Source organism: Nocardioides sp. Root1257 (assembly GCF_001425175.1).
Lineage (GTDB): Bacteria > Actinomycetota > Actinomycetes > Propionibacteriales > Nocardioidaceae > Nocardioides.
This window is the reverse complement of the sequence record NZ_LMDV01000011.1, coordinates 216,317-237,660: the sequence shown is the minus strand read 5'-3', so window position 1 is coordinate 237,660 and position 21,344 is coordinate 216,317. Positions and strand designations below refer to the sequence as shown.

Below are 21,344 nucleotides of genomic sequence, written 5' to 3'. Positions count from 1 at the left end.
GTGTGCGGGTGGACGGGGTCGTCGTGGGTGCGGAGCTGGAGCGGGCGGGGTCGTTCGACGACTTCGTCGCCGCGCGCGGCGACGCACTCTGGCGCAGCGCCTGGCTGCTGACCGGCGACGCCCACCTCGCGGAGGACCTGGTGCAGACGGCGCTCGCGAAGTCCTACGGGCGCTGGGACCGGATCGGCGACACCGGCGGCTTCGAGGCCTACGTGCGCCGGACGCTGTTCACGACGTACGTCTCGTGGTGGCGACGCCGCTGGAACGGCGAGCGCGCGACCGCCGAGCTGCCCGAGACGCCCACGCCCGGACCCGACCTGGCGCTGCGCCGCGACCTGCTCGCGGCACTCACCCAGCTGAGCCGGGGCCAGCGGGCCGTGGTCGTGCTGCGCTACGTCGAGGACCTCACCGAGCGCGAGACCGCCGCGGTCCTCGGCTGCAGCGTCGGCACCGTCAAGAGCCAGACCGCACGGGCGATCTCGGCCCTGCGCGACTCCTCCGCCCTACGCGACGAGGAGGACCGATGAGCGACGACGACCGGCTCCGTGACCAGCTGCAGGCGCTCGTGCCGCACCCGCCGCCGACACCCGGTCGGGCCGCCGCGGCGCGCGACCTGCACCACAGGAGCCGGCGGCGCACGACGGTCGCGGTCGTGACCGTGGCCGCCGTGGCCGTGGTCGCCCTGGCGACCGCTCCCCTCCTGACGTCGGGTGACGAGCCGGGCGTGACGCGCCCCGCGACGCAGACACCGACGCCCACGCCGAGCCCGGCGGATCCCGAGGCGTTCACCTGCCCGGCTCCCCGCGCGCAGGCCGACACCGACACGGTGCCCGCAGGCGCGACGGCAGTGCACCTGTGCGCCGGCAGCGGCACGGGCTTCGACGCACCGACCGACGCGCTGGTCACCGACGTCGACGAGCTCGCCGGGGTCGTCAATCGTCAGCCCCTGGTGACGGCACCGGGCCAGAACGTCTGCCAGACCGACCTCGGACCGGGCTACGTGCTCGCCTTCGAGTACGCCGACGGATCCATCGTCCCGGTCGGCGGCGACCTCTACGGCTGCCACGAGCTGCGGGTCGGCACCAGCACCCGCGGGCATCCCGAGCGTCCGTGGTCGAGGTTCATCGCCCTGCTCCGTGCCCAGCGCGCCGCATCGAGAGTCGCTCCCCGGATCCCCCACCGTCCCGCGTGCGGCGACCAGCGCTTCGACACCGGCCGCGGCATCTCACCGGTCGCCGGGCCCGACGAGATGGTGGCCGCGACGCTCTGCGTCAGCTACCAGACCGAGACCGAGCACGACCCGCAGGGCGTCCCGGTGCCGGCCCGCGACCTCGCGATCCTGCTCGCCGACCGGGCCAGCCACCACGACCCCGTCAGCACCGAGGACTGCGACCCCGACACCCCCAGCTGGGAGCTGGTCGGCGCGACCGCGTGGGGCGACCTGGTCACCGCGGACGGGTGGTGCGGCGCCTGGAACGACGGCCGGGGCATCGGGGGGCCACCCGGCCCCGCCGCCCAGCGCGTGCTCGACCGGCTGGTCGGGCACACGGGTAGGCCCGTCCCCACGGTCGACGCGACCTCGACGGCGGAGCAGGTGGTGGCGGCGTACGTCGACCTGCTCAACGCCGACCTCCGCGACGAGGCGCTGGCGCTCTGGCACCCGCTCGGCACCCCGGACCTGCCCGTCGGCTACGGCCACGTCGACGCCAAGGTCGAGAGCGTCCGCCCGTTGCGCTCCATCTCGGCGTACGGCGACGCGACGGCCGTGACCGCGCTCTACCGCGAGGTGCCGCCGGACGGCGCGTTCACCGACTACCGGGAGGCGACCTTCACCCTCGGCCGCGACCAGCAGGGGGTCTTCCGCATCGTCCACGTCGATCTCGGGAAGGTCGTCCCGACCGGGCGTTGACCCCGACGCAACCGTGACAGTTATGCTGTCACAATGAAGCTCTCGACCCCCCTCATGTACTCCGGCAACCCCCGCGAGGCCGCCGACCAGGTCGTCGCCCTCGAGAAGGCCGGTCTCGACACCGTCTGGGTCGCGGAGGCCTACGGCTTCGACTCCCCCACCTTGATGGGCTACCTGGCGGCGAAGACCGAGACGATCGAGATCGGCGCCGCCATCCTCAACGTCTTCTCGCGGACCCCGAGCGCCCTGCTGCAGACCGCCGCCGGCCTCGACAACGTCTCGGGCGGCCGCGCGATCATCGGCCTCGGCGCCTCCGGCCCGCAGGTCATCGAGGGCTTCCACGGCCTGCCCTACGACCGCCCGCTCGGCCGCACCCGCGAGGTCATCTCGATCATGCGCCAGGGCCTGCGCCGCGAGCGGCTCGAGCACCAGGGCAAGATCTTCACCCTGCCGCTGCCCGCCGACCAGGGCCTCGGCCTCGGCAAGCCGCTGAAGATCCTCACCCAGGTCGAGCGCAACGTCGTCCCGATCTGGGTCGCCGCGCTCGGCGACGGCAACGTCGCCATGACCGCCGAGGTCGCCGACGGATGGCTGCCGTTCCTGTTCCTGCCGGAGAAGGCGCAGCAGGTCTGGGGCGAGCCGCTCGCCAAGGGTGCCGCGAAGCGCTCCGCCGACCTGGCTCCGCTCGAGATCGCCGCCGGCGGCATGGCCGCCATCGGCGAGGGCCCCGAGACCAAGGCGCTGCTCGACTTCATGCGCCCGATGTACGCCCTGTACGTCGGCGGCATGGGCGCCCGCGGCAAGAACTTCTACAACGAGCTCGCGTGCCACTACGGCTACGAGAAGGAGGCCAAGGAGATCCAGGACCTCTACCTCGACGGCAAGAAGAAGGAGGCCGAGGCGCTCGTGCCCACGGAGTGGCTCGAGGCCGGCAACCTGGTCGGCCCCGCGTCGTACGTCCAGGAGCGGATCGCCGCCTTCCGCGAGGCCGGCGTCACCAACCTGCAGATCTCCCCCGTGTCGGACGACCCGGTGGCCACCGTTGCGCAGATCAAGGAGTGGGTCAGCTGATGTCCGAGCGTCCGTCCATCTACGAGCAGGAGCACGAAGACTTCCGCGCCTCGGTGCGCACCTTCCTGGAGAAGGAGGTCGTCCCCTTCCACGACCAGTGGGAGAAGGACGGCCAGGTCAGCCGCGAGGTCTGGACCAAGGCCGGCGAGGCGGGCCTGCTCTGCTTCGACGTCGACGAGGAGTACGGCGGGGCCGGGGTCAAGGACTTCCGCTACAACACCGTCGTGGCCGAGGAGATGGCCCGGGTCGGCGCCAGCGGGCCCGGCTTCCCGGTGCACAGCGACATCATCGTCCCCTACATCTCGGCACTCGGGACCGACGAGCAGAAGCAGCGCTGGCTGCCCGGCCTCGTCAGCGGCGAGCTGATCTCGGCGATCGCGATGACCGAGCCCGGCGCCGGCAGCGACCTGCAGGGCATCCGCACGTCGGCCGTCGACAAGGGCGACCACTACGTGCTGAACGGGTCGAAGACCTTCATCAGCAACGGCATCCTCTCCGACCTCGTCATCGTGGTCTGCCGCACCGATCCCGACGCCGGCCACAAGGGCATCAGCCTGCTCGTGGTCGAGCGCGGCATGACGGGCTTCGAGCGCGGCCGCAACCTCGACAAGGTCGGCATGAAGGCCCAGGACACGGCCGAGCTCTTCCTCGACAACGTCGAGGTGCCCAAGACCAACCTGCTCGGCGAGGAGGGCTCCGGCTTCATCTCGCTGATGATGAACCTCGGTCAGGAGCGCATCTCGATCGCCGCGATGGCGGTCGCCGCGATCGAGCACGTGCTCGACCTCTCCCTGACCTACGCCAAGGAGCGCACCGCGTTCGGCAAGCCGATCGGCTCCTTCCAGCACAACCGCTTCGTGCTGGCCGAGATGGCGACGTACGCCCACGTGGCCCGGGTCTTCATCAACGACTGCATCCTGAAGCTCAACGCCGGCGAGGTCGACCCCGCGCTCGCGTCGATGGCGAAGTGGTGGACCACCGAGCTGCAGAAGCAGGTCGTGGACGCCGGCGTCCAGCTGCACGGCGGCTACGGCTACATGATGGAGTACCCGATCGCGAAGGCCTTCACGGACAGCCGGATCCAGACGATCTACGGCGGCACGACGGAGATCCAGAAGGAGATCATCGGCCGCAGCCTCGGGATCTAGCGGCGCGGACGTCATACGAATCGTGGGTTCCGGCCCTCGATTCGTATGACGTCCCGGACACGACCCGCGGAACCCCGGATCGATTTCGAACGTTCTCTGGCGTCCCGCGGTCCCCATCCGCGAGGCTGTGACGTACGCCACGCGACCACCGTTCCACCCCGAGGAGCAGCAGATGTCCGACGTACTCAGTGAGCGATCCCGCATCCAGGCCGAGGTCGAGGGCCGCACCCTCGTCGACGCCCTGGCCGACACCGTGGGCCGGTACGGCGGCGAGCCGGCGTACTCCGACAAGCACCACGTGCCGGAGGGTGAGTCGTGGCGCACGCTGACCTGGGCCGAGACCCAGGAGCGGGCGCTGGACCTCGCGGGCGGGCTGATCGAGGCCGGGGTCGAAGCCGGCGACACCGTGGCGATCATGGCCAGCAACCGGGTCGAGCACTTCCTGGCCGACATGGGTGCGGTGCACGCGGCGGCCACGCCGATGTCGATCTACAACACGCTCGCCTCGGAGCAGGTCGCCTACATCGCCTCGCAGGCCCACCCGACGGTGGTGTTCCTGGAGAGCGCCGACCACCGGGCGCGCTGGGCCAAGGCCCTCGACGAGGTCGACAGCATCCGCAAGGTCGTGATGATCGACGAGGACTGGGACGCCCTGGTGGCCGCGGGCGCCGCGTACCGCGCCGCCCACCCGGGCGCCGTCGAGGAACGGGCCGCGAGCCTCTCCCCCGAGGCGCCGGCGACGATCCTCTACACGTCCGGCACCACGGGCAACCCCAAGGGCGTGGTGCTCACCCACCACAACGTGCTCTTCGAGACCATCGGCACCCAGGAGTCGTCGGGTCTGACCGAGCCGCAGGTCGGCGTGAGCTACCTGCCGCTCGCGCACATCGCCGAGCGGGTGCTCGGGCTCTACGGCCCGCAGGTGATCGGCGGGCACGTCCACGCGATCGACGACCCCGCGCAACTGCTCGCCACATTGGGCGAGGTGCACCCGACGATGTTCTTCGGCGTCCCACGGGTCTGGGAGAAGATCAAGACCGGCCTGTCCGCCAAGCTCGCTGCGGACCCCGACAACCGCGAGATGGTCGAGACGGCGATGGCCGCCGCGCTCGCGTGGGTAGAGGCGCAGGAGGTCGGCGGCGTGATGACGCCGGAGATCGAGGAGGGCTACCGCCAGGCCGAGGAGGGCATCCTCGGCTTCCTCAAGCTGCTGCTCGGGCTCGACCAGGTCTCCTGGGCCGGCTCGGCCGCCGCACCGATGCCGCTCGACGTCGCGAAGTTCATGGCCGGCCTCGGCCTCAAGGTCTACGACGTCTACGGCATGACAGAGACCTGTGGCGCCGTCACCGCCAACGGCCCCGGCGGCTTCAAGCTCGGCACCGTCGGCCGCGCCAACCCGGGCATGGAGATCAAGCTCGGCGAGGACGGCGAGATCCTGGTGCGCGGCCCGGTGAACACCCCGGGCTACCACCTCCAGGAGGAGGCCACCCGCGCGCTGATCGACGGCGACGGGTGGCTGCACACCGGCGACATCGGCACTCTCGACGACGACGGGTTCTTCGCGGTCGTCGACCGCAAGAAGGAGCTGATCATCACCTCGGCCGGCAAGAACGTCGCGCCGTCCAACATCGAGAACTTCCTCAAGGAGTCGCCGCTCATCGGCCACGCCATGGCGATCGGCGACAGCCGCCCGTACGTCGTCGCGATCCTCACCCTCGACGGCGAGATCGCGCCGATCATGGCGCAGCAGATGGGCCTCGAGTTCGGCTCGCTGGCGGAGCTGGCCGAGAAGCCCGAGATCCGGGCGATGGTGCAGCAGGCGGTCGACGCCGCCAACGAGCGGCTCTCGCGCCCCGAGCAGGTGAAGTCGTTCGAGCTGCTCGGTGTCGAGTGGACCGCCGAGTCCGAGGAGCTCACCCCGACCCTCAAGCTCAAGCGTCGGGTCGTGAACACCAAGTACTCCGACGTCGTCGACCGCCTGTACAGCTGACCTGCGACCTGCCGGGAGGGCACTCCACCAACTCCGCGGCCCTTGCAGTGCCCTCCCTGTTCAGGGATACCCGGTCGGCCGGGTATCCCTGGACCCCCCACACCCACCCGAAACCACGCTGAAACAACCCTTGCCTAGCCTCGGCGGGCATGACGGGGTTCGACGTGCTGCAGCCCGGGTCGGGCCCGATCCGGGGTGACCGCTACCTGCCGTCGACGGCCGACCACGTGCTGTGGGGGCGGCTCCCGTGCGCGGGCGACGACCCGGTGCTCACCGTCGAGCCGGGCACCGAGGTCACGTTCGACACCGTCAGCCACGAGGGGATCCTGGAGGACCAGGGGCGCGACCCGAAGGCGTTCTTCGGGCAGTACGACGTGGTGGGCGTGCTCGACGACGCCATCGAGATCGCGGCCGGCGACCTGCCGCACACCTTCGGGGTCGACGGGCCGCACGTGGTCAACAGGCCGGTGCGCGTCGAGGGGGCGCGCCCCGGCGACCTGCTGGCGATGACCGTCGTCGAGACGCTCCCGCGGGTGCCCTACGGCGTGATCTCCAACCGGCACGGCAAGGGAGCCCTGCCCGGGGAGTACCCGCGCGAGGGTGACGTCTTCAGCGCCTTCGCGAGCGTGGACGACGCCGGCACGCACGGCCTGCTGCCGCTGCGGCCCGGCGCGGAGCCGAGCGTCGCGTTCCCGCTCGCGCCGTTCCTCGGGATCATGGGCGTGGCCGTGGCCGACGACGCGCGGCCGCACTCGGTGCCGCCGGGTGCCCACGGCGGCAACATCGACATCAACCTGCTCACCGTCGGCGCCACGCTCTACCTGCCCGTGCAGGTCGACGGCGCGCTGGCGTACGTCGGCGACCCGCACTTCGCCCAGGGCGACGGCGAGGTGTCGCTGACCGCGATGGAGGCGTCGCTGCGGGCGACGGTCCGCCTCGACGTGGTGCCGCGCGAGGACGCCGTACGCCGCTTCGGCGAGCTGGCCGGACCGCTCGCGGAGACCACCGACCTCCTGGTGCCGACGGGCATGGACGAGGACCTCGACGTCGCCGTCCAGAACTGCGTGCGCGCCGCGATCGCCCTGCTCGGGGCCCGCTTCGGGATGGACGAGCGGCTGGCCTACGCCTACCTCTCCGCGGCGACCGACTTCAACATCTCCCAGGTCGTCGACGTGGTGAAGGGCGTGCACGCACGCATCCGCACGTCAGACTTCCCTGTATGACGACACAGAGGCCGGTCCCCGCGGGGCTCGTCGAGGCGTTCTGGGAGTACGAGCGTGCGCTGATGGCCGACGACGTCCCCACGCTGGACCGGCTGTTCGCGGACGGACCGACCACGCTGCGCGGCGACGCGAACGGCCTGCTCGTCGGCCACGACCAGATCAGCGCGTTCCGCAGCGGTCGCGGGGGCGCCCCGCAGCGACGGATCGTGCAGACCCACGTGCAGACGGTCGACGACGACCACGCGCTCGTCATCGCGGTGACCGAGCTGGCCCGCGGCGGGCGCGGCCAGCAGACCCAGATGTGGGTGCGCACCGCGGACGGCTGGCAGGTCACCGCCGCCCACGTGTCGGTGCCCGCACCCGCCCTCGACACCCGCATCTGGCGCGTGGTCGGCGACCCGCTGGTGGCGCCGCTCGGCAGCGGTCCCCTCGACGGCGAGAGCGTCGCGGTCAAGGATCTGTACGCCGTCCAGGGGCAGCGCATCGGCGCCGGCAACCCGGCCTGGCTGGCCGAGGCGCGCGTCGAGCCGGTGCACGCCCGCGCCGTCGAGCTGCTGCTCGAGGCCGGTGCGTCGGTGCGCGGGATCGCCCGCACCGACGAGTTCGCCTACTCCCTCGCGGGCACCAACGCCCACTACGGCACGCCGCCCAACCCGAAGGCGCCGCTGCGCAGCTCCGGCGGCTCGACGTCCGGCTCCAGCAGCGCGGTCTCGCTCGGCCAGGCGACCATCGGCCTGGGCACGGACACCGGCGGATCGATCCGGGTGCCAGCGGCGTACCAGGGACTCTTCGGCATCCGCACGACGCACGGCGCGGCGTCGGCGTACGCACTGCTCCCCCTCTCACGGTCCTTCGACGCCGTCGGCTGGGTGGCCCGGAGCGCCGAGCTGCTCCAGCGGGTCGGGGAGGTGCTGCTGCCACCGAGCCCGCGCGACCCGGCGAGCGACCTGGTCAGCGTTCCGGGGCTGCTGGCGATCGCCAGCGACGAGGTGGCGACGGTCGTCGACCGGTACGCCGCCGAGCACGGCGCGATGCGCGAGTCGTGGGACCTCAGCGCCCTGCCGACCTGGCTCTCGGCGTTCCAGACGCTGCAGGCCTGGGAGGCCTGGCAGGAGCGCGGTGCCTGGGTGGCGTCGCGGTTCGACGAGCTCGGCGCCGACGTGCGCGGCCGCTTCGAGGCGGCGGCGCTGATCGACGACGAGCGCGCCGCGGCCGCGCGCACCCTGGTCGACGAGGCCCGGGCCCGGTTCCGCGAGCTGATCGGCGACCGGGTGCTGGTGCTCCCGTCGGCGGCCACGGTCGCCCCGCTGGTGGGCGAGGGGCTGGACGCCGTCCGCGCCGCGACCATGTCGCTCACCTGCCTCGCCGGGCTCGGCGGACTGCCCGCCGTCAGCGTCCCGCGGAGCACGCCGCAGGGGCTGCCGGTCGGCGTCTGCCTGGTCGCCGGACCGGGTCGCGACCGCGATCTGCTCCAGCTGGCCATCGACCTGGACTGACCCGGAGAAGTAACGTCTCTGAAACGGTTGTTTCGGTCCGCCTTTACATCGGATCCCTAGTGTCACGACGCAGTGTCATCGCCGGAGGAGGAACGTTGCAGCTGGAGGAGTTCAACGCGATGACGGCCGCGGATGCCGGCGACGCGGTGCGCCCGTGCGTCGACATCGATTCCTGGGTGAGCGGCGTCGTCGCGGGCCGCCCGTACGCCGGACTCACCGACCTGCTGGGCAACGCCGACGCGCTGGCCCGCGCATGGTCGCCGGCCGAGGTCGAGCAGGCGCTCGCGGACCACCCCCGGATCGGTGAGCGACACGCCGGCTCCGGCACCAGCGCGCAGATGTCCGGCAGCGAGCAGGCCGGGGTCGACCCGCACGACGCCGACGTCCAGCGGCGCCTGGCCGCGGGCAACGCGGCGTACGAGGAGAGGTTCGACCGGATCTACCTGGTCCGCGCGGCCGGGCGCAGCGCCGAGGAGATCCTGGCGCTGCTCGAGGAGCGACTCACCCACGACCCGGACACCGAGCTCGCCGTCACCACGGAGCAGCTGCGCGAGATCGCCCTGCTCCGCCTGGAAGGACTTCTCTCATGAGCACCTTGTCAACGCACGTTCTCGACGCTGCGTACGGCGTGCCTGCGGGCGGCCTCGTCGTCGCACTCATCGGTCCCGAGGCCGAGGAGCTCGCCGTCGCGGCGACCGACGCCGACGGCCGGGTCCGCTTCGAGCCACAGCTGGCCCCGGGCGGCTACGGCCTCTACTTCGACACCGGCCCGTGGTTCGCGGCGGCGGGTCGCGACACGTTCTTCCCCGGGGTCTCGCTCGGCTTCGCCGTCGGCGACAACGAGCACTACCACGTGGCGCTGCTGCTGAGCCCGTACTCGTACACCACCTACAAGGGGAGCTGACGTGAGCGGACGCATCGTGCTGGGACCCAACCAGTACGGCAAGGCCGAGTGCCGCCTGGTGAAGGTCACCCGCGACACCGAGCGCCACGTCATCGAGGACCTCAACGTCACCAGCCAGCTGCGCGGCGACTTCGAGGCGTGCCACACCGAGGGCGACAACAGCCAGGTCGTCGCCACCGACACCCAGAAGAACACGATCTACGCCTTCGCCCGCGACGGCGTCGGCTCGCCCGAGGAGCTGCTGCTCCGGCTGGGGCGGCACTTCACGACCGAGTTCGCGTGGGTGAGCGGCGGTCGCTGGGCCGCGGAGCAGTACGCGTGGGAGCGGATCGCGGACGGCGACCACTCGTTCGTGCGCACCGGTCGCGAGACCCGCACCGCCGTCGTCGAGCGGGACGGCGACGAGACGACCGTGACGGCCGGGCTGAAGGACTGCACCGTCCTCAAGTCGACCGGCTCGGAGTTCCACGGCTTCCCGCGCGACCGCTACACGACGCTGCAGGAGACGACGGACCGCATCCTCGCCACCAGCGTCACCGCGTCGTGGCGCTACGCCGGCACGGAGCTCGACTTCAACGCTGCGTACGACGGCATCCGCGACCTGCTCCTGCAGACCTTCGCCGACGTCCACTCGCTGGCGCTCCAGCAGACCATCTTTGAGATGGGCCGGGCCGTGCTCGAGAAGTACGACGAGGTCGTCGAGATCAGCCTCTCCTGCCCCAACAAGCACCACTTCCTGGTCGACCTCGAGCCGTTCGGGCTCGACAACCCCGGCGAGGTCTTCTTCGCGGCGGACCGCCCCTACGGGCTGATCGAGGCCACCGTGCTGCGAGAGGACTCCTGAGTGCGCGTCGACGCCGTGCAGGCGCAGCGGGTGCTGCTCGACGGAGACCTGAAGCCGGCCACGATCGTGGTCGAGCACGGCCGGATCGCGGCCATCGAGGCCGTCGACCACCCCGTCGACGGCGTGGTGCTGCGCGCCCCGGACACGGCGTACGTCGTGCCCGGCGTCGTCGACACGCACGTGCACATCAACGAGCCCGGGCGCACCGAGTGGGAGGGGTTCGTGTCGGCGACCGAGGCCGCGGCGCTCGGCGGTGCGACGACGCTCATCGACATGCCCCTCAACTCCATCCCGCCGACGACGACCGTCGAGCACCTGCGGCGCAAGCAGGAGGCGGCGAGGGACGAGCTGATGGTCGACGTCGGCTTCTGGGGCGGCGCCGTGCCGGGCAACCTGTCCGACCTCGAGCCGCTGTGGGACGCCGGGGTCTTCGGCTTCAAGTGCTTCCTCGCGCCGAGCGGCGTGGACGAGTTCCCGCCGCTCGACGCCGACCAGCTCCACGACGCACTCCGGGAGATCGCGCGCTTCGACGGGCTGATGGTCGTGCACGCCGAGGACGCCGCCGTACTCGACGAGGCGCCGTCACCGCCGAGCCGCGCCTACCAGGACTTCCTGCTGTCCCGGCCCGACGCGGCGGAGACGACCGCGATCGGGCGGGTCCTCGACGGGGCCCGTGAGACCGGCGCGCGGGTGCACGTCCTGCACCTCTCCAGCGCGCGTGCCCTGGGTGCGATCGCGGACGCGAAGGCCGAGGGGCTGCGCGTCACCGTCGAGACCTGCCCGCACTACCTGTGCTTCGCGGCCGAGACGATCCCGGACGGGTCGTCGCAGTTCAAGTGCTGCCCGCCGATCCGCGACGCGGGCAACCGCGAGGAGCTCTGGCAGGGGCTGCGGTCCGGCGTCATCGACATGGTCGTCAGCGACCACTCCCCCGCGACGGCCGAGGAGAAGGGCCGCGGCGACGGCGACCTGCAGCAGGCGTGGGGCGGCGTGTCCGGGCTCCAGGTCGGCTTCAGCGCGGTCGTCCAGGAGGCCCGTCGCCGCAACATCGGCGTCGAGCAGGTCAGCCGGTGGATGTCGCGCAGCACCGCCGACTTGGTGGGCCTGACCACCAAGGGCCGGATCGAGGTCGGCGCCGACGCCGACCTCGCCGTCTACGACACCGGCGTCGAGTTCCGCATCGAGGCCACCCGGCTCGCGCACCGCAACCCGATCTCGGCGTACGACGGGTTGCGCTACGGCGGCCGCGTCACCCGGTCGGTCGTGCGCGGCAACGCCATCGACATCGAGCACCCCGATCACCGGTGGGGTCAGCAGCTGAGGAGGCCCGGCTCATGACGGCACCAGGGATCGGTCCGATCGATCCGCCGCCACGACTGCTGATGGGCCCGGGCCCGATCAACGCCGACCCGCGCGTGCTGCGGGCCATGTCGGCGCAGCTGGTCGGCCAGTACGACCCGTGGATGACCGCCACCATGAACGAGACGATGGCGCTCTACCGCGAGGTCTTCCGCACCGCCAACGAGCAGACGTTCCTCGTCGACGGCACCTCGCGCGCGGGCATCGAGGCGGCGCTGGTCTCGCTGCTCGAGCCGGGCGACCGGGTGCTGGTGCCGGTCTTCGGCCGGTTCGGCCACCTGCTCACCGAGATCGCCGCACGGTGCCGCGCCGAGGTGCACACGATCGAGGTGCCCTGGGGTGAGGTCTTCGAGCCCGAGCAGGTCGAGGACGCCGTACGCCGTGTGCAGCCGAAGGTCCTCGCGATCGTCCAGGGCGACACGTCCACCACGATGTGCCAGCCGCTCGCCGACCTCGGGGAGATCTGCCGGCGCCACGACGTGCTGCTCTACTGCGACGCCACCGCATCGCTCGGCGGCAACGCGTTCGAGGCGGACGCGTGGGGGCTGGACGTCACGACCGCCGGCCTGCAGAAGTGCCTCGGCGGCCCCTCGGGCAGCGCGCCGATCACGATCTCCGACCGGGCCGCCGCGGTCATCGACGCCCGCAAGCACGTCGAGGCCGGCATCCGCTCAGCGGACGACGTCGACCACGGCGAGCGGATCGCCAGCAACTACCTCGACCTGGCGCAGGTCATGGACTACTGGGGCCCGCGGCGGCTCAACCACCACACCGAGGCGACCACGATGCTGTACGGCGCCCGCGAGTGCGCCCGGCTGCTCGTCGAGGAGGGGCTGGACGCCGCGGTCGAGCGGCACGCCCGGCACGGCCGCGCGATGCTCGAGGGCGTCCGCGGCCTCGGGCTCGGCGTCTTCGGCGACGTGGCCCACAAGATGCATAACGTCGTCGCCGTGGAGATCCCCGACGGCGTCGACGGCGACCGCACCCGCGGCGTGCTGCTCGACGACTTCGGGATCGAGATCGGCACCTCCTTCGGACCGCTCCACGGCAAGGTCTGGCGGATCGGGACGATGGGCTACAACGCCCGTACCGACGCCGTCCTGACCACGCTCGCCGCCCTCGAGCAGGTGCTCCGCACGACGGGCGGCGTCGCCGCCGCGCAGGAGGTGTACGCGTCATGACCACCGCCCGCGACGTCCTCGACCGGTGCGCCGAGCTGGACCGGTTCACTGCCACCCCGCCGCAGCTGGAGCGGGTCTACCTCTCCCGCGAGCACGCGAGCGCGAACGCCGTCGCCGGGCGCTGGATGGAGGAGGCGGGGCTGCGCACCTGGCAGGACGCGGCCGGCAACCAGTGCGGCCGCCGCGAGGGTGCCGCGCCGGGGCTGCCCGCCCTGCTCGTCGGCTCCCACCTCGACACGGTGCCCGACGCCGGCTCGTACGACGGGATGCTCGGCGTCGTGATGGCGATCGCCGTCGCCCAGCGACTGCGCGACCGCGAGCTGCCGTTCGCGCTGGAGGTCATCGGCTTCAGCGACGAGGAGGGCACCCGCTTCGGCAAGGCGCTGCTCGGCAGCCAGGCGCTCGCGGGCGTCTGGGAGGAGGACTGGTGGGACCTGCGGGACCGCGACGGGGTCACGCTGCACCAGGCGTTCCTGGAGTTCGGGCTCGACCCACGACGCGTCGGCGAGGCCGCCCGGCGACCCGACGAGCTGGTCGGCTACCTCGAGGCGCACATCGAGCAGGGCCCCTACCTCGAGGCCGAGGACCGTTCCCTCGGCTACGTCACCACGATCGCCGGGGCGCGTCGGTTCCGCCTCTCGTTCATCGGGGAGGCGCGGCACGCCGGCGGCACGCCGTACTCGCGCCGGCGCGACGCGCTCGTCGGCGCCAGCGAGGCCATCGTGCTGATCGAGCGGCGGGCGCGGGCGTCGGACTGCATCGCCACGGTCGGCCGGATCGAGGTCCAGCCCGGCGCCATCAACGTGATCCCCGGTCGCGCCGACATCAGCCTCGACCTGCGGGCCGCCACCGACGACGAGCGCGATCTGATGTGGACGATGCTGCGCAGCGAGATCGAGCGGGCCTGCGCACAGCGCGGGCTGCGGCTCGAGGTGCGCGAGACCCACCACGCGTCGGCGATGCCGTGCGCACCGTGGCTGCAGGAGGCCGTGATGGCGGGCATCCGCAGCACCGGCGACGACGATCCCGTGGGGCTGTGGAGCCGGGCCGGGCACGACGCGATGGCGGTCGGGCTGACCACCGACGTCGGCATGCTCTTCCTGCGCTGCCACGACGGCATCAGCCACCACCCCGAGGAGGACGTCCGCGAGCTCGACGTCTCCGCCGGGCTGGACGCACTGGAGCGTGCGGTCCTGGAGGTCGCGGCACGGATCGAGGTGTCCGCATGAGCGAACGTATCGACGAGCGGATCACCCAGCGGTACGCCGTGCTCTCGCCCCAGGAGCGCCGGGCCGCCGAGACGCTGATGGAGCACCTCGACGACCTCGCGACCTACCGCTCCGCGGAGCTCGCGGACCTCGCCGGGGTCTCGAAGGCCACGATGAGCCGGCTCTTCCGGAGCCTGGGCTTCACCGACTTCGACGAGGTGCGCGACCACCTGCGGGCCCTGCGCACGGCCGGGGAGCCACGGCGGGTCGACGGGGCGTCGACGATGCTCGACCACCTCGCGCACGAGCAGGAGTCGCTGCGGCACGCGCTGGAGAGCCCGGTGCTCGACGACGTCATCACGTTGCTCGCCCAGGCCCCACGGGTGCTGGTCGTCGGGTGGCGCAACAGCCACCCGGTGGCGCTGCACCTGCGACAGCAGCTCGCCCACGCCCGTGGCGACGTCCGGCTCGCCCCGCTGCCGGGGCAGGTGATCGGCGAGGAGCTGGCCGACCTCGGCTCCGGCGACGCCGTCGTGGTCGTCGGCTTCCGGCGCCGGCCCGCGGACTTCGGCGCCTTCCTGGAGGAGGCCGGTCGCTGCGGTGCCACCGTCGTGCTGGTCGCCGACCCGACCGCGCGGCGGCACGCTGCTGCTGCGGCGTACTGGCTGGAGTGCCCGGTCAGCAGCACCCTCGCCTTCGACAGCTATGCCGCCGCGATGAGCCTGGTGAGCGTGGTCGCCGACGGCGTGCTCTCGACGCTCGGGCGGCCGGCCCGCAACCGGGTCGCCGAGATCAGCGCGTCGTACACCCGGCTCGCCGAGGTCGAGTGATGGACCTGGCCACCGTCACCAGCCACCGGCTGGCGCGCGGGCGCGACGACCTGGCGCTCGCGCCGGGCGAGACGCTGCTCGCCGGCGGCACCTGGCTGTTCTCCGAGCCGCAGCCGGAGGTCAGCGGGCTGGTGGACCTGACGACGCTCGGCTGGCCGGACTGGGAGTCCGAGCCGGACGCGCTCCGGATCGGCGCGACCTGCACGGTCGAGCGGGCCCTCGGTGCTCCGTGGGGTCCGGCGGCGTCGTTGGTGTCGGCGGCCGCGGACTCGTTCCTGATGTCGTGGAAGGTGCAGCACGTCGCGACCGTCGGCGGCAACCTGGCCCTGGCGCTGCCCGCCGGCGCGATGGTCTCGCTCTCCGCCGGCCTGGGTGCGTCGGTCGTCATCTGGACGCCCGACGGCGGCACCCGCGAGCAGCCCGTCGTGGACTTCGTGACCGGCGCCGGCACGACCACGCTGGCGCCCGGCGAGGTGATCCGCGCGGTCGACGTGCCCGTGGCCGCCCTCTCGCTCCCGCTCGCCTTCCGACGTACGTCGCTCACCCCGCTCGGCCGGGCCGCGGCCGTCGTCGTCGGCTGCGGGCGCACCATCACCCTGACGGCGTCGACCACCCGCCCCGTCGTGCTCGACGCCGACGACCTCGACGCCGGCCTGGCCGAGGTCGACTGCTGGTACGACGACCCCCACGGCCCCGCCGACTGGCGCGCCCACGTCACCGGCGTGCTGGCCCGCGAGGTGCGCTCGGATCTGGCGCGATGAGCGCGCGTACGCCGGGGAGCGGTGAGCCAGCAACCGTTTCCGCCCGAGGCCGCCGCCGATTCGGTTGCCTGCTCACCGCCGCCCGGTGGCGACCATGAGGATCAACGGCGAGCCGGCCGAGAGCACCCCCGCGCCGGGCCAGTGCCTGCGGACGTTCCTGCGCGACGCCGGTCGCCTCGACGTGAAGAAGGGCTGCGACGCCGGCGACTGCGGCGCCTGCACGGTGCACGTGGACGGCGCGCCGGTGCACTCCTGCCTCTACCCGGCGGCACGGGCGCTCGAGCACGACGTGACCACCCTGGCCGGGCTCGGCACCCCCGAGGACCCGCACCCGGTGCAGCAGGCGTTCGCCGATGCCGCCGGCTTCCAGTGCGGCTTCTGCACGGCCGGGTTCGTGATGACCGCCGCCGGTGCACCGGAGGGGGCCGATGTCGAGCGCTGCTTCAAGGGCAACCTGTGCCGCTGCACCGGCTACCGCTCGATCCGCGACGCGCTGGCCGGGCGCGTCAACGTGGGGCCGGCGACCGCCGACGGCGCGGCCTTCGGGGCGTCGCTCGGCGCCCCTGCCGCGCCGCGCGTCGTCACCGGCACGGAGGCCTACACGCTCGACCTGCCCGCGACCGGCGTGCTCCACATGGCGCTGGTGCAGAGCCCGCACGCCCACGCCCGGATCACCCGCATCGACACCAGCAGGGCGGAGGCGGCCCCCGGCGTACGCCTCGTCCTCACGCACCTCGACGTCCCCGACGTCCTCTACTCCACGGCTCGCCACGAGAGCCGCCTCGACGACCCCGACGACACCCGGATGCTCGACGACGTCGTCCGCTACCGGGGACAGCGCGTGGCCGCCGTCGTCGCCGGGTCCGTGCGCGAGGCGCAGCTCGCGGCGGCACTGGTCGAGATCGAGTACGACGTGCTGCCGGCCGTCCTCGACCCCGAGGCCGCCCGCGCGTCGGGCGCACCGCTGCTGCACGCCGACAAGGGCCCCGAGTCCCGGATCGCCGAGACCCGCCGCAACGTGGTGGCCCAGACCCACGGCGAGGTCGGGGACGTCGCCGCCGGGCTGGCCACCGCGGCCGCGACGGTCAGCGGGACGTGGCGGACGGCGCGCGTCACCCACGCCGCGATGGAGACCCACGGTGCGCGCGGGTGGATCGACGAGGACGGGCGCCTGGTGGTCCGCAGCAGCACCCAGGTGCCGTTCCTGGTGCGCGACGAGCTCGCGCACGTGCTCGGCCTCGAGCCCGACCGGGTGCGCGTGGTCGCGGGTCGCGTCGGCGGCGGCTTCGGCGGCAAGCAGGAGATGCTGGTCGAGGACCTGGTCGCCCTCGCCGTGCTCACGATCGGCGAACCCGTGCAGCTCGAGCTGACCCGCGAGCAGCAGTTCACCCTGGCGCCCTGCCGGCACCCGATGCGGATCTCGGTGACGGCGGCGGCCGATGCCGACGGCGTCCTCACCGCGCTGGTCGTCGACGTCCTCAGCGACGCCGGCGCCTACGGCAACCACTCGATCGGGGTGCTCTTCCACGGCTGCCACGAGTCCGTCGCGCTCTACCGCTGCGCCAACAAGCGCGTCGACGCCGAGGCCGTCTACACCAACAACGTGCCGTCGGGAGCGTTCCGCGGCTACGGCCTGGGCCAGGTCATCTTCGCGATCGAGTCGGCCCTCGACGACCTGGCCCGAGAGCTCGGCCTCTCCCCCGTCGAGCTGCGGCGTCGCAACGTCGTGCGCCCCGGCGACGACTTCGTCGTCAACGACGCCCCCGACATCGACCTGGTCTTCGGCAGCTACGGCCTCGACCAGTGCCTCGACCTCGTCGAGCAGGCGCTCGCCACCGTAGGCGAGGAGGCGCCGGAGGGCTGGGCGGTCGGCGAGGGCATGGCGGCCTCGATGATCGCCACCATCCCCCCGCGCGGGCACCACAGCGAGGCGACGGTCGCGATCGACGACGACGACGACGGCACGGTCACGGTCGGCGTCGGCAGCGCGGAGTTCGGCAACGGCACCGCGACCGTGCACGTCCAGATCGTCGCCGAGGAGCTCGGCGTCGACCCCGCCCGCATCCGGCTTCACTCCTCCGACACCGACGCGGCGGCGTACGACACGGGCGCCTTCGGCTCGACCGGCTCGGTGGTCGCCGGGATGGCCGTCGCGCAGGCGGCCCGCGAGCTGCGGTCGGCCCTGGACGCCGGTGGCGAGCCGCCGCTCTCGTGCACCGGCCGGCACTCCGGGACCCCCCGATCCGTCGCGTTCAACGTGCACGGCGTGCGGGTCGCCGTCGACCCGGTGACCGGCGAGCTGCGGGTGCTGCGCTCGGTGCACGCCGTCGACGCCGGCCGCGTCATCAATCCCGAGCAGCTGCGCGGGCAGGTCGAGGGCGGCGTCGCGCAGGGCCTCGGCAGCGCGCTGCAGGAGGAGCTGCTCGTCCGCGACGGCGAGGTCGTGACCCGGGCGTTCCGCCACTACCGGGTGCCGCAGATCGCGGACGTCCCGCCGACCGAGGTGCTCTTCGCCGACACGTACGACGAGCTCGGCCCGCGTGGCGCGAAGTCGATGAGCGAGGCGCCGTACAACCCGGTCGCCCCGGCGATCGCCAACGCCGTGCGCGATGCCCTCGGCGTCCGCCCCTACGAGCTGCCGATGAGCCGGGACCGGCTCTGGCGACTAGCACAGGAGACCCGATGACCGACGAACCCTGGCTCGCCCGCGCCCTCGACCTCGCCGTGGCCAACGTCGCCGAGGGTGGTGGCCCCTTCGGCGCCGTGATCGTCCGCGACGGCGCCCTGATCGCGACGGGTCAGAACCGCGTCACCCGCGACAACGACCCGACTGCGCACGCCGAGGTGCTCGCGATCCGCGCCGCCTGCGCCGACCTCGGGGACTTCTCGCTGGCCGGCTGCGTGCTCTACACGTCGTGCGAGCCCTGCCCGCTGTGCGTCTCCGCAGCCTTGTGGGCCCGCCTCGACCGGGTCGTCTACGCCGCCGACCGCCACGACGCCGCACGCGGAGGCTTCGACGACCGCGAGTTCTACGAGCTCTTCGCGCGGGACCGGGCGACCTGGCCCACCATCGTGCACGCCGGTCGGCACGCCGACTCGTTCGCGCCGTTCGACGCCTGGCTCAAGAAGCCCGACCGGGTCGACTACTGACCCCTCCCTTCCAAGGTATAGCCGACCCCCGGGCTTGCGGCAAGGCCCCGGGGAGCCCCCAGAATCTCCTGTCGTGACCAGCGCCTTCGCCCTGCCCGACGACCTCGCCGCCAAGGCCGACCCCCGCCTGATCGCGGCCGACGAGGAGCACTTCGCGGCCATCGCGGACTCGCTCGCCAGGTCGATCGCGGACCTCTCCGAACGCCTCGACACGGCCCGCCGCGACCCCGGCGCGCCCGAGGGCGCCCGCGACGGCGAGGCCGGAGGAGCCGGCCAGGTGGCCCTGGACCGCGACCAGGAGGTGCACCGGCTGACGGCCCGCCTGCGCACGCTGCGCCGCTTCGGGCTCGACCTCTGCCTCGGGCACGTGGTCAGCGAGGACGGCGAGGCGGTGTACGTCGGTCGGCTCGGTCTCACCGACAGCACCGGTCGCCGGCTGCTCGTCGACTGGCGCTCGCCGGTCGCCGAGCCGTTCTTCGGCGCCACCCACGCGCACCCGATGGGGTTGGCGAGCCGACGCCGCTACCGCTGGACCCGCGGCCGGATCAGCGACTACTGGGACGAGGTGTTCACCGACGACGGCCTCGACGGCCTCGACGGGCACGCCGCCGCGCTCGACGACCAGTCGGCGTTCATCGCGAGCCTGGGGGGCAGCCGCTCGTCGCGGATGCGCGACGTGCTCGGCACCATCCAGTCCGACCAGGACGCCATCATCCGCGCCGGGTCGCGCGGCGCGCTGGTGGTCGACGGCGGCCCGGGCACCGGCAAGACGGTCGTCGCGCTGCACCGCACGGCGTACCTCCTCTACGCCGACCCGCGCCTCGGCCACCGACGGGGTGGCGTGCTGTTCGTCGGACCGCACCAGCCCTACCTGTCGTACGTCGGCGACGTGCTCCCCAGCCTGGGCGAGGAGGGCGTGCAGACCTGCACGCTGCGCGACCTCGTCCCCGTCACCGGGACCGTCCCGCCGGAGCCGGACCCTGCGATCGCCCGGCTGAAGGCGACCGCGGCGATGGTGCGGGCGATCGAGCCGGCGGTCGGGCTCTACGAGGAGCCGCCGACCGAGGGCATGGAGGTGGACACGGCGTACGCCGACCTGTGGCTGAGCACCGACGACTGGCGCGACGCCTTCGACGCGGTCGCCGGCACGCCCCACAACGAGGCTCGCGACGACGTCTGGGAGGAGCTCGTCACGATCCTCCTCGAGAAGTACGACGACCTCGACGGCGCCGACGCCACCCACGACCAGGTCCGCCGGGCGCTCAACCAGCACACCGGGCTGCGCTCGACGCTGACCCGCGCCTGGCCGCTGCTCGAGCCGACCGACCTGGTCGGCGACCTGTGGGACGTGCCGGCCTACCTGCGTCGGTGCGCGCCCTGGCTCGAGCCCGAGGAAGTGAGCGCCCTCCAGCGCGACGATCCGCAGGCCTGGACCGTCTCGGACCTGCCGCTGCTCGACGCGGCCCGCCGTCGGCTGGGCGACCCGGAGACGTCGCGGATCCGGCGCGAGCGCGCAGCCGACATCGCCGCCCAGCGCGAGCAGATGGCCGACGTGGTCGACCACCTCATCGCCGCTGACGACGACGGCGGCATCGTCACGAGCCTGCGCCAGGACGGCCTGCGCGACGCACTCGTCGACGAGAGCGGCCTCCGCACCGTGGAGACCGACCCGCTCGACGGGCCGTTCGCGCACGTGGTCGTCGACGAGGCGCAGGAGCTGACCGACGCCGAGTGGCAGATGCTGCTGGCGCGCTGCCCGTCGCGGAGCCTCACCATCGTCGGCGACCGCGCCCAGGCCCGGCACGGCTTCACCGAGACGTGGGAGGAGCGGCTGCAGCGGATCGGCCTCGAGCACGTCGAGATCGCGTCGCTGAGCATCAACTACCGCACGCCGGCCGAGGTGATGACCGAAGCGGAGCCGGTCATCCGGGCCGCCCTGCCCGACGCGAACGTGCCGACCTCGATCCGCAGCAGCGGCCTCCCCGTCGGCCACGGCCCGGCCTCCGACCTCGAGCAGGTCCTCGAGACGTGGCTCGCCGCAAACGCCGACGGCATCGCCTGCGTCATCAGCACCGACGGCGCAGCGGTCCCGGGGACCGCGCGGGTGCGGTCGCTGACCCCGGAGCTGTCCAAGGGCCTCGAGTTCGACCTCGTCGTGCTCATCGACCCTACGAGCTTCGGCACCGGCATCGAAGGGGCCGTCGACCACTACGTCGCGATGACGCGGGCGACCCAGCAGCTGGTGGTCCTGACCACCGCCTGAACGCGCG

At 72.9% G+C, this 21,344-nt stretch carries 18 protein-coding genes; all 18 read left to right on the top strand.

Going from position 1 to position 21,344, the window contains the following annotated elements; translation table 11 throughout:
* Nucleotides 1-8 precede the first annotated feature (8 nt).
* The 18 genes from ASC77_RS21565 (at nt 9) to helR (ending at nt 21,337) form a co-directional block, all read left to right on the top strand.
* The gene (locus tag ASC77_RS21565; protein ID WP_235547889.1) at nt 9-527 is read left to right on the top strand and encodes a SigE family RNA polymerase sigma factor; all 519 of its coding nucleotides are present in this window, start codon (nt 9-11) and stop codon (nt 525-527) included.
* On the top strand, nt 524-1,909 hold the full coding sequence (locus ASC77_RS21560; RefSeq protein WP_056157708.1) for a hypothetical protein: 1,386 nt from the start codon (nt 524-526) through the stop codon (nt 1,907-1,909). The genes ASC77_RS21565 and ASC77_RS21560 overlap by 4 nt, the downstream gene beginning before the upstream one ends.
* A gap of 33 nt (nt 1,910-1,942) precedes the next feature.
* The gene (locus ASC77_RS21555) at nt 1,943-2,980 is read left to right on the top strand and encodes an LLM class F420-dependent oxidoreductase (RefSeq protein ID WP_056157706.1); all 1,038 of its coding nucleotides are present in this window, start codon (nt 1,943-1,945) and stop codon (nt 2,978-2,980) included.
* Nucleotides 2,980-4,128 carry an acyl-CoA dehydrogenase family protein gene (locus ASC77_RS21550; RefSeq protein ID WP_056157829.1) on the top strand — a complete coding sequence of 383 codons (1,149 nt, stop codon included), beginning with the start codon at nt 2,980-2,982 and terminating at the stop codon, nt 4,126-4,128. The genes ASC77_RS21555 and ASC77_RS21550 overlap by 1 nt, the downstream gene beginning before the upstream one ends.
* Before the next feature lie 172 nt (nt 4,129-4,300).
* Nucleotides 4,301-6,118, top strand: a complete 1,818-nt coding sequence (locus tag ASC77_RS21545) for an AMP-dependent synthetase/ligase (RefSeq protein ID WP_056157824.1) — start codon at nt 4,301-4,303, stop codon at nt 6,116-6,118.
* 149 nt (nt 6,119-6,267) lie between these two features.
* Entirely contained in the window at nt 6,268-7,341 is a 1,074-nt protein-coding gene (locus ASC77_RS21540) for an acetamidase/formamidase family protein (protein WP_056157703.1), read from the top strand.
* The gene (locus ASC77_RS21535) at nt 7,338-8,837 is read left to right on the top strand and encodes an AtzH-like domain-containing protein (protein ID WP_082575162.1); all 1,500 of its coding nucleotides are present in this window, start codon (nt 7,338-7,340) and stop codon (nt 8,835-8,837) included. The genes ASC77_RS21540 and ASC77_RS21535 overlap by 4 nt, the downstream gene beginning before the upstream one ends.
* 95 nt (nt 8,838-8,932) lie before the next feature.
* Nucleotides 8,933-9,427 (top strand): 2-oxo-4-hydroxy-4-carboxy-5-ureidoimidazoline decarboxylase, encoded by a 495-nt coding sequence (uraD, locus tag ASC77_RS21530; RefSeq protein WP_082575160.1) that lies wholly within the window; start codon nt 8,933-8,935, stop codon nt 9,425-9,427.
* The gene (uraH, locus tag ASC77_RS21525) at nt 9,424-9,741 is read left to right on the top strand and encodes a hydroxyisourate hydrolase (RefSeq protein ID WP_056157700.1); all 318 of its coding nucleotides are present in this window, start codon (nt 9,424-9,426) and stop codon (nt 9,739-9,741) included. Before uraD ends, uraH begins: the two co-directional genes overlap by 4 nt.
* Nucleotide 9,742: 1 nt before the next feature.
* Nucleotides 9,743-10,585, top strand: coding sequence for a factor-independent urate hydroxylase (gene pucL, locus ASC77_RS21520; RefSeq protein ID WP_056157696.1), 843 nt, complete (start codon nt 9,743-9,745; stop codon nt 10,583-10,585).
* On the top strand, nt 10,586-11,923 hold the full coding sequence (gene allB, locus ASC77_RS21515) for an allantoinase AllB (protein WP_056157695.1): 1,338 nt from the start codon (nt 10,586-10,588) through the stop codon (nt 11,921-11,923). It begins immediately after the preceding gene.
* A complete protein-coding gene (locus tag ASC77_RS21510) occupies nt 11,920-13,125 on the top strand; it encodes a pyridoxal-phosphate-dependent aminotransferase family protein (RefSeq protein ID WP_056157691.1) in 1,206 nt (401 codons plus the stop codon). The genes allB and ASC77_RS21510 overlap by 4 nt, the downstream gene beginning before the upstream one ends.
* Entirely contained in the window at nt 13,122-14,354 is a 1,233-nt protein-coding gene (locus ASC77_RS21505) for an allantoate amidohydrolase (RefSeq protein WP_056157688.1), read from the top strand. Before ASC77_RS21510 ends, ASC77_RS21505 begins: the two co-directional genes overlap by 4 nt.
* Entirely contained in the window at nt 14,351-15,163 is an 813-nt protein-coding gene (locus tag ASC77_RS21500) for a MurR/RpiR family transcriptional regulator (protein ID WP_056157684.1), read from the top strand. The genes ASC77_RS21505 and ASC77_RS21500 overlap by 4 nt, the downstream gene beginning before the upstream one ends.
* Nucleotides 15,163-15,924, top strand: a complete 762-nt coding sequence (locus ASC77_RS21495) for an FAD binding domain-containing protein (RefSeq protein WP_056157682.1) — start codon at nt 15,163-15,165, stop codon at nt 15,922-15,924. Before ASC77_RS21500 ends, ASC77_RS21495 begins: the two co-directional genes overlap by 1 nt.
* Before the next feature lie 94 nt (nt 15,925-16,018).
* Complete coding sequence (locus tag ASC77_RS21490; protein ID WP_056157814.1) at nt 16,019-18,610, top strand: molybdopterin-dependent oxidoreductase; 2,592 nt, start codon at nt 16,019-16,021, stop codon at nt 18,608-18,610.
* A complete protein-coding gene (locus ASC77_RS21485) occupies nt 18,607-19,074 on the top strand; it encodes a nucleoside deaminase (protein WP_056157679.1) in 468 nt (155 codons plus the stop codon). The genes ASC77_RS21490 and ASC77_RS21485 overlap by 4 nt, the downstream gene beginning before the upstream one ends.
* A gap of 73 nt (nt 19,075-19,147) precedes the next feature.
* Nucleotides 19,148-21,337 carry an RNA polymerase recycling motor ATPase HelR gene (gene helR, locus ASC77_RS21480; RefSeq protein ID WP_200945083.1) on the top strand — a complete coding sequence of 730 codons (2,190 nt, stop codon included), beginning with the start codon at nt 19,148-19,150 and terminating at the stop codon, nt 21,335-21,337.
* Nucleotides 21,338-21,344: the final 7 nt, after the last annotated feature.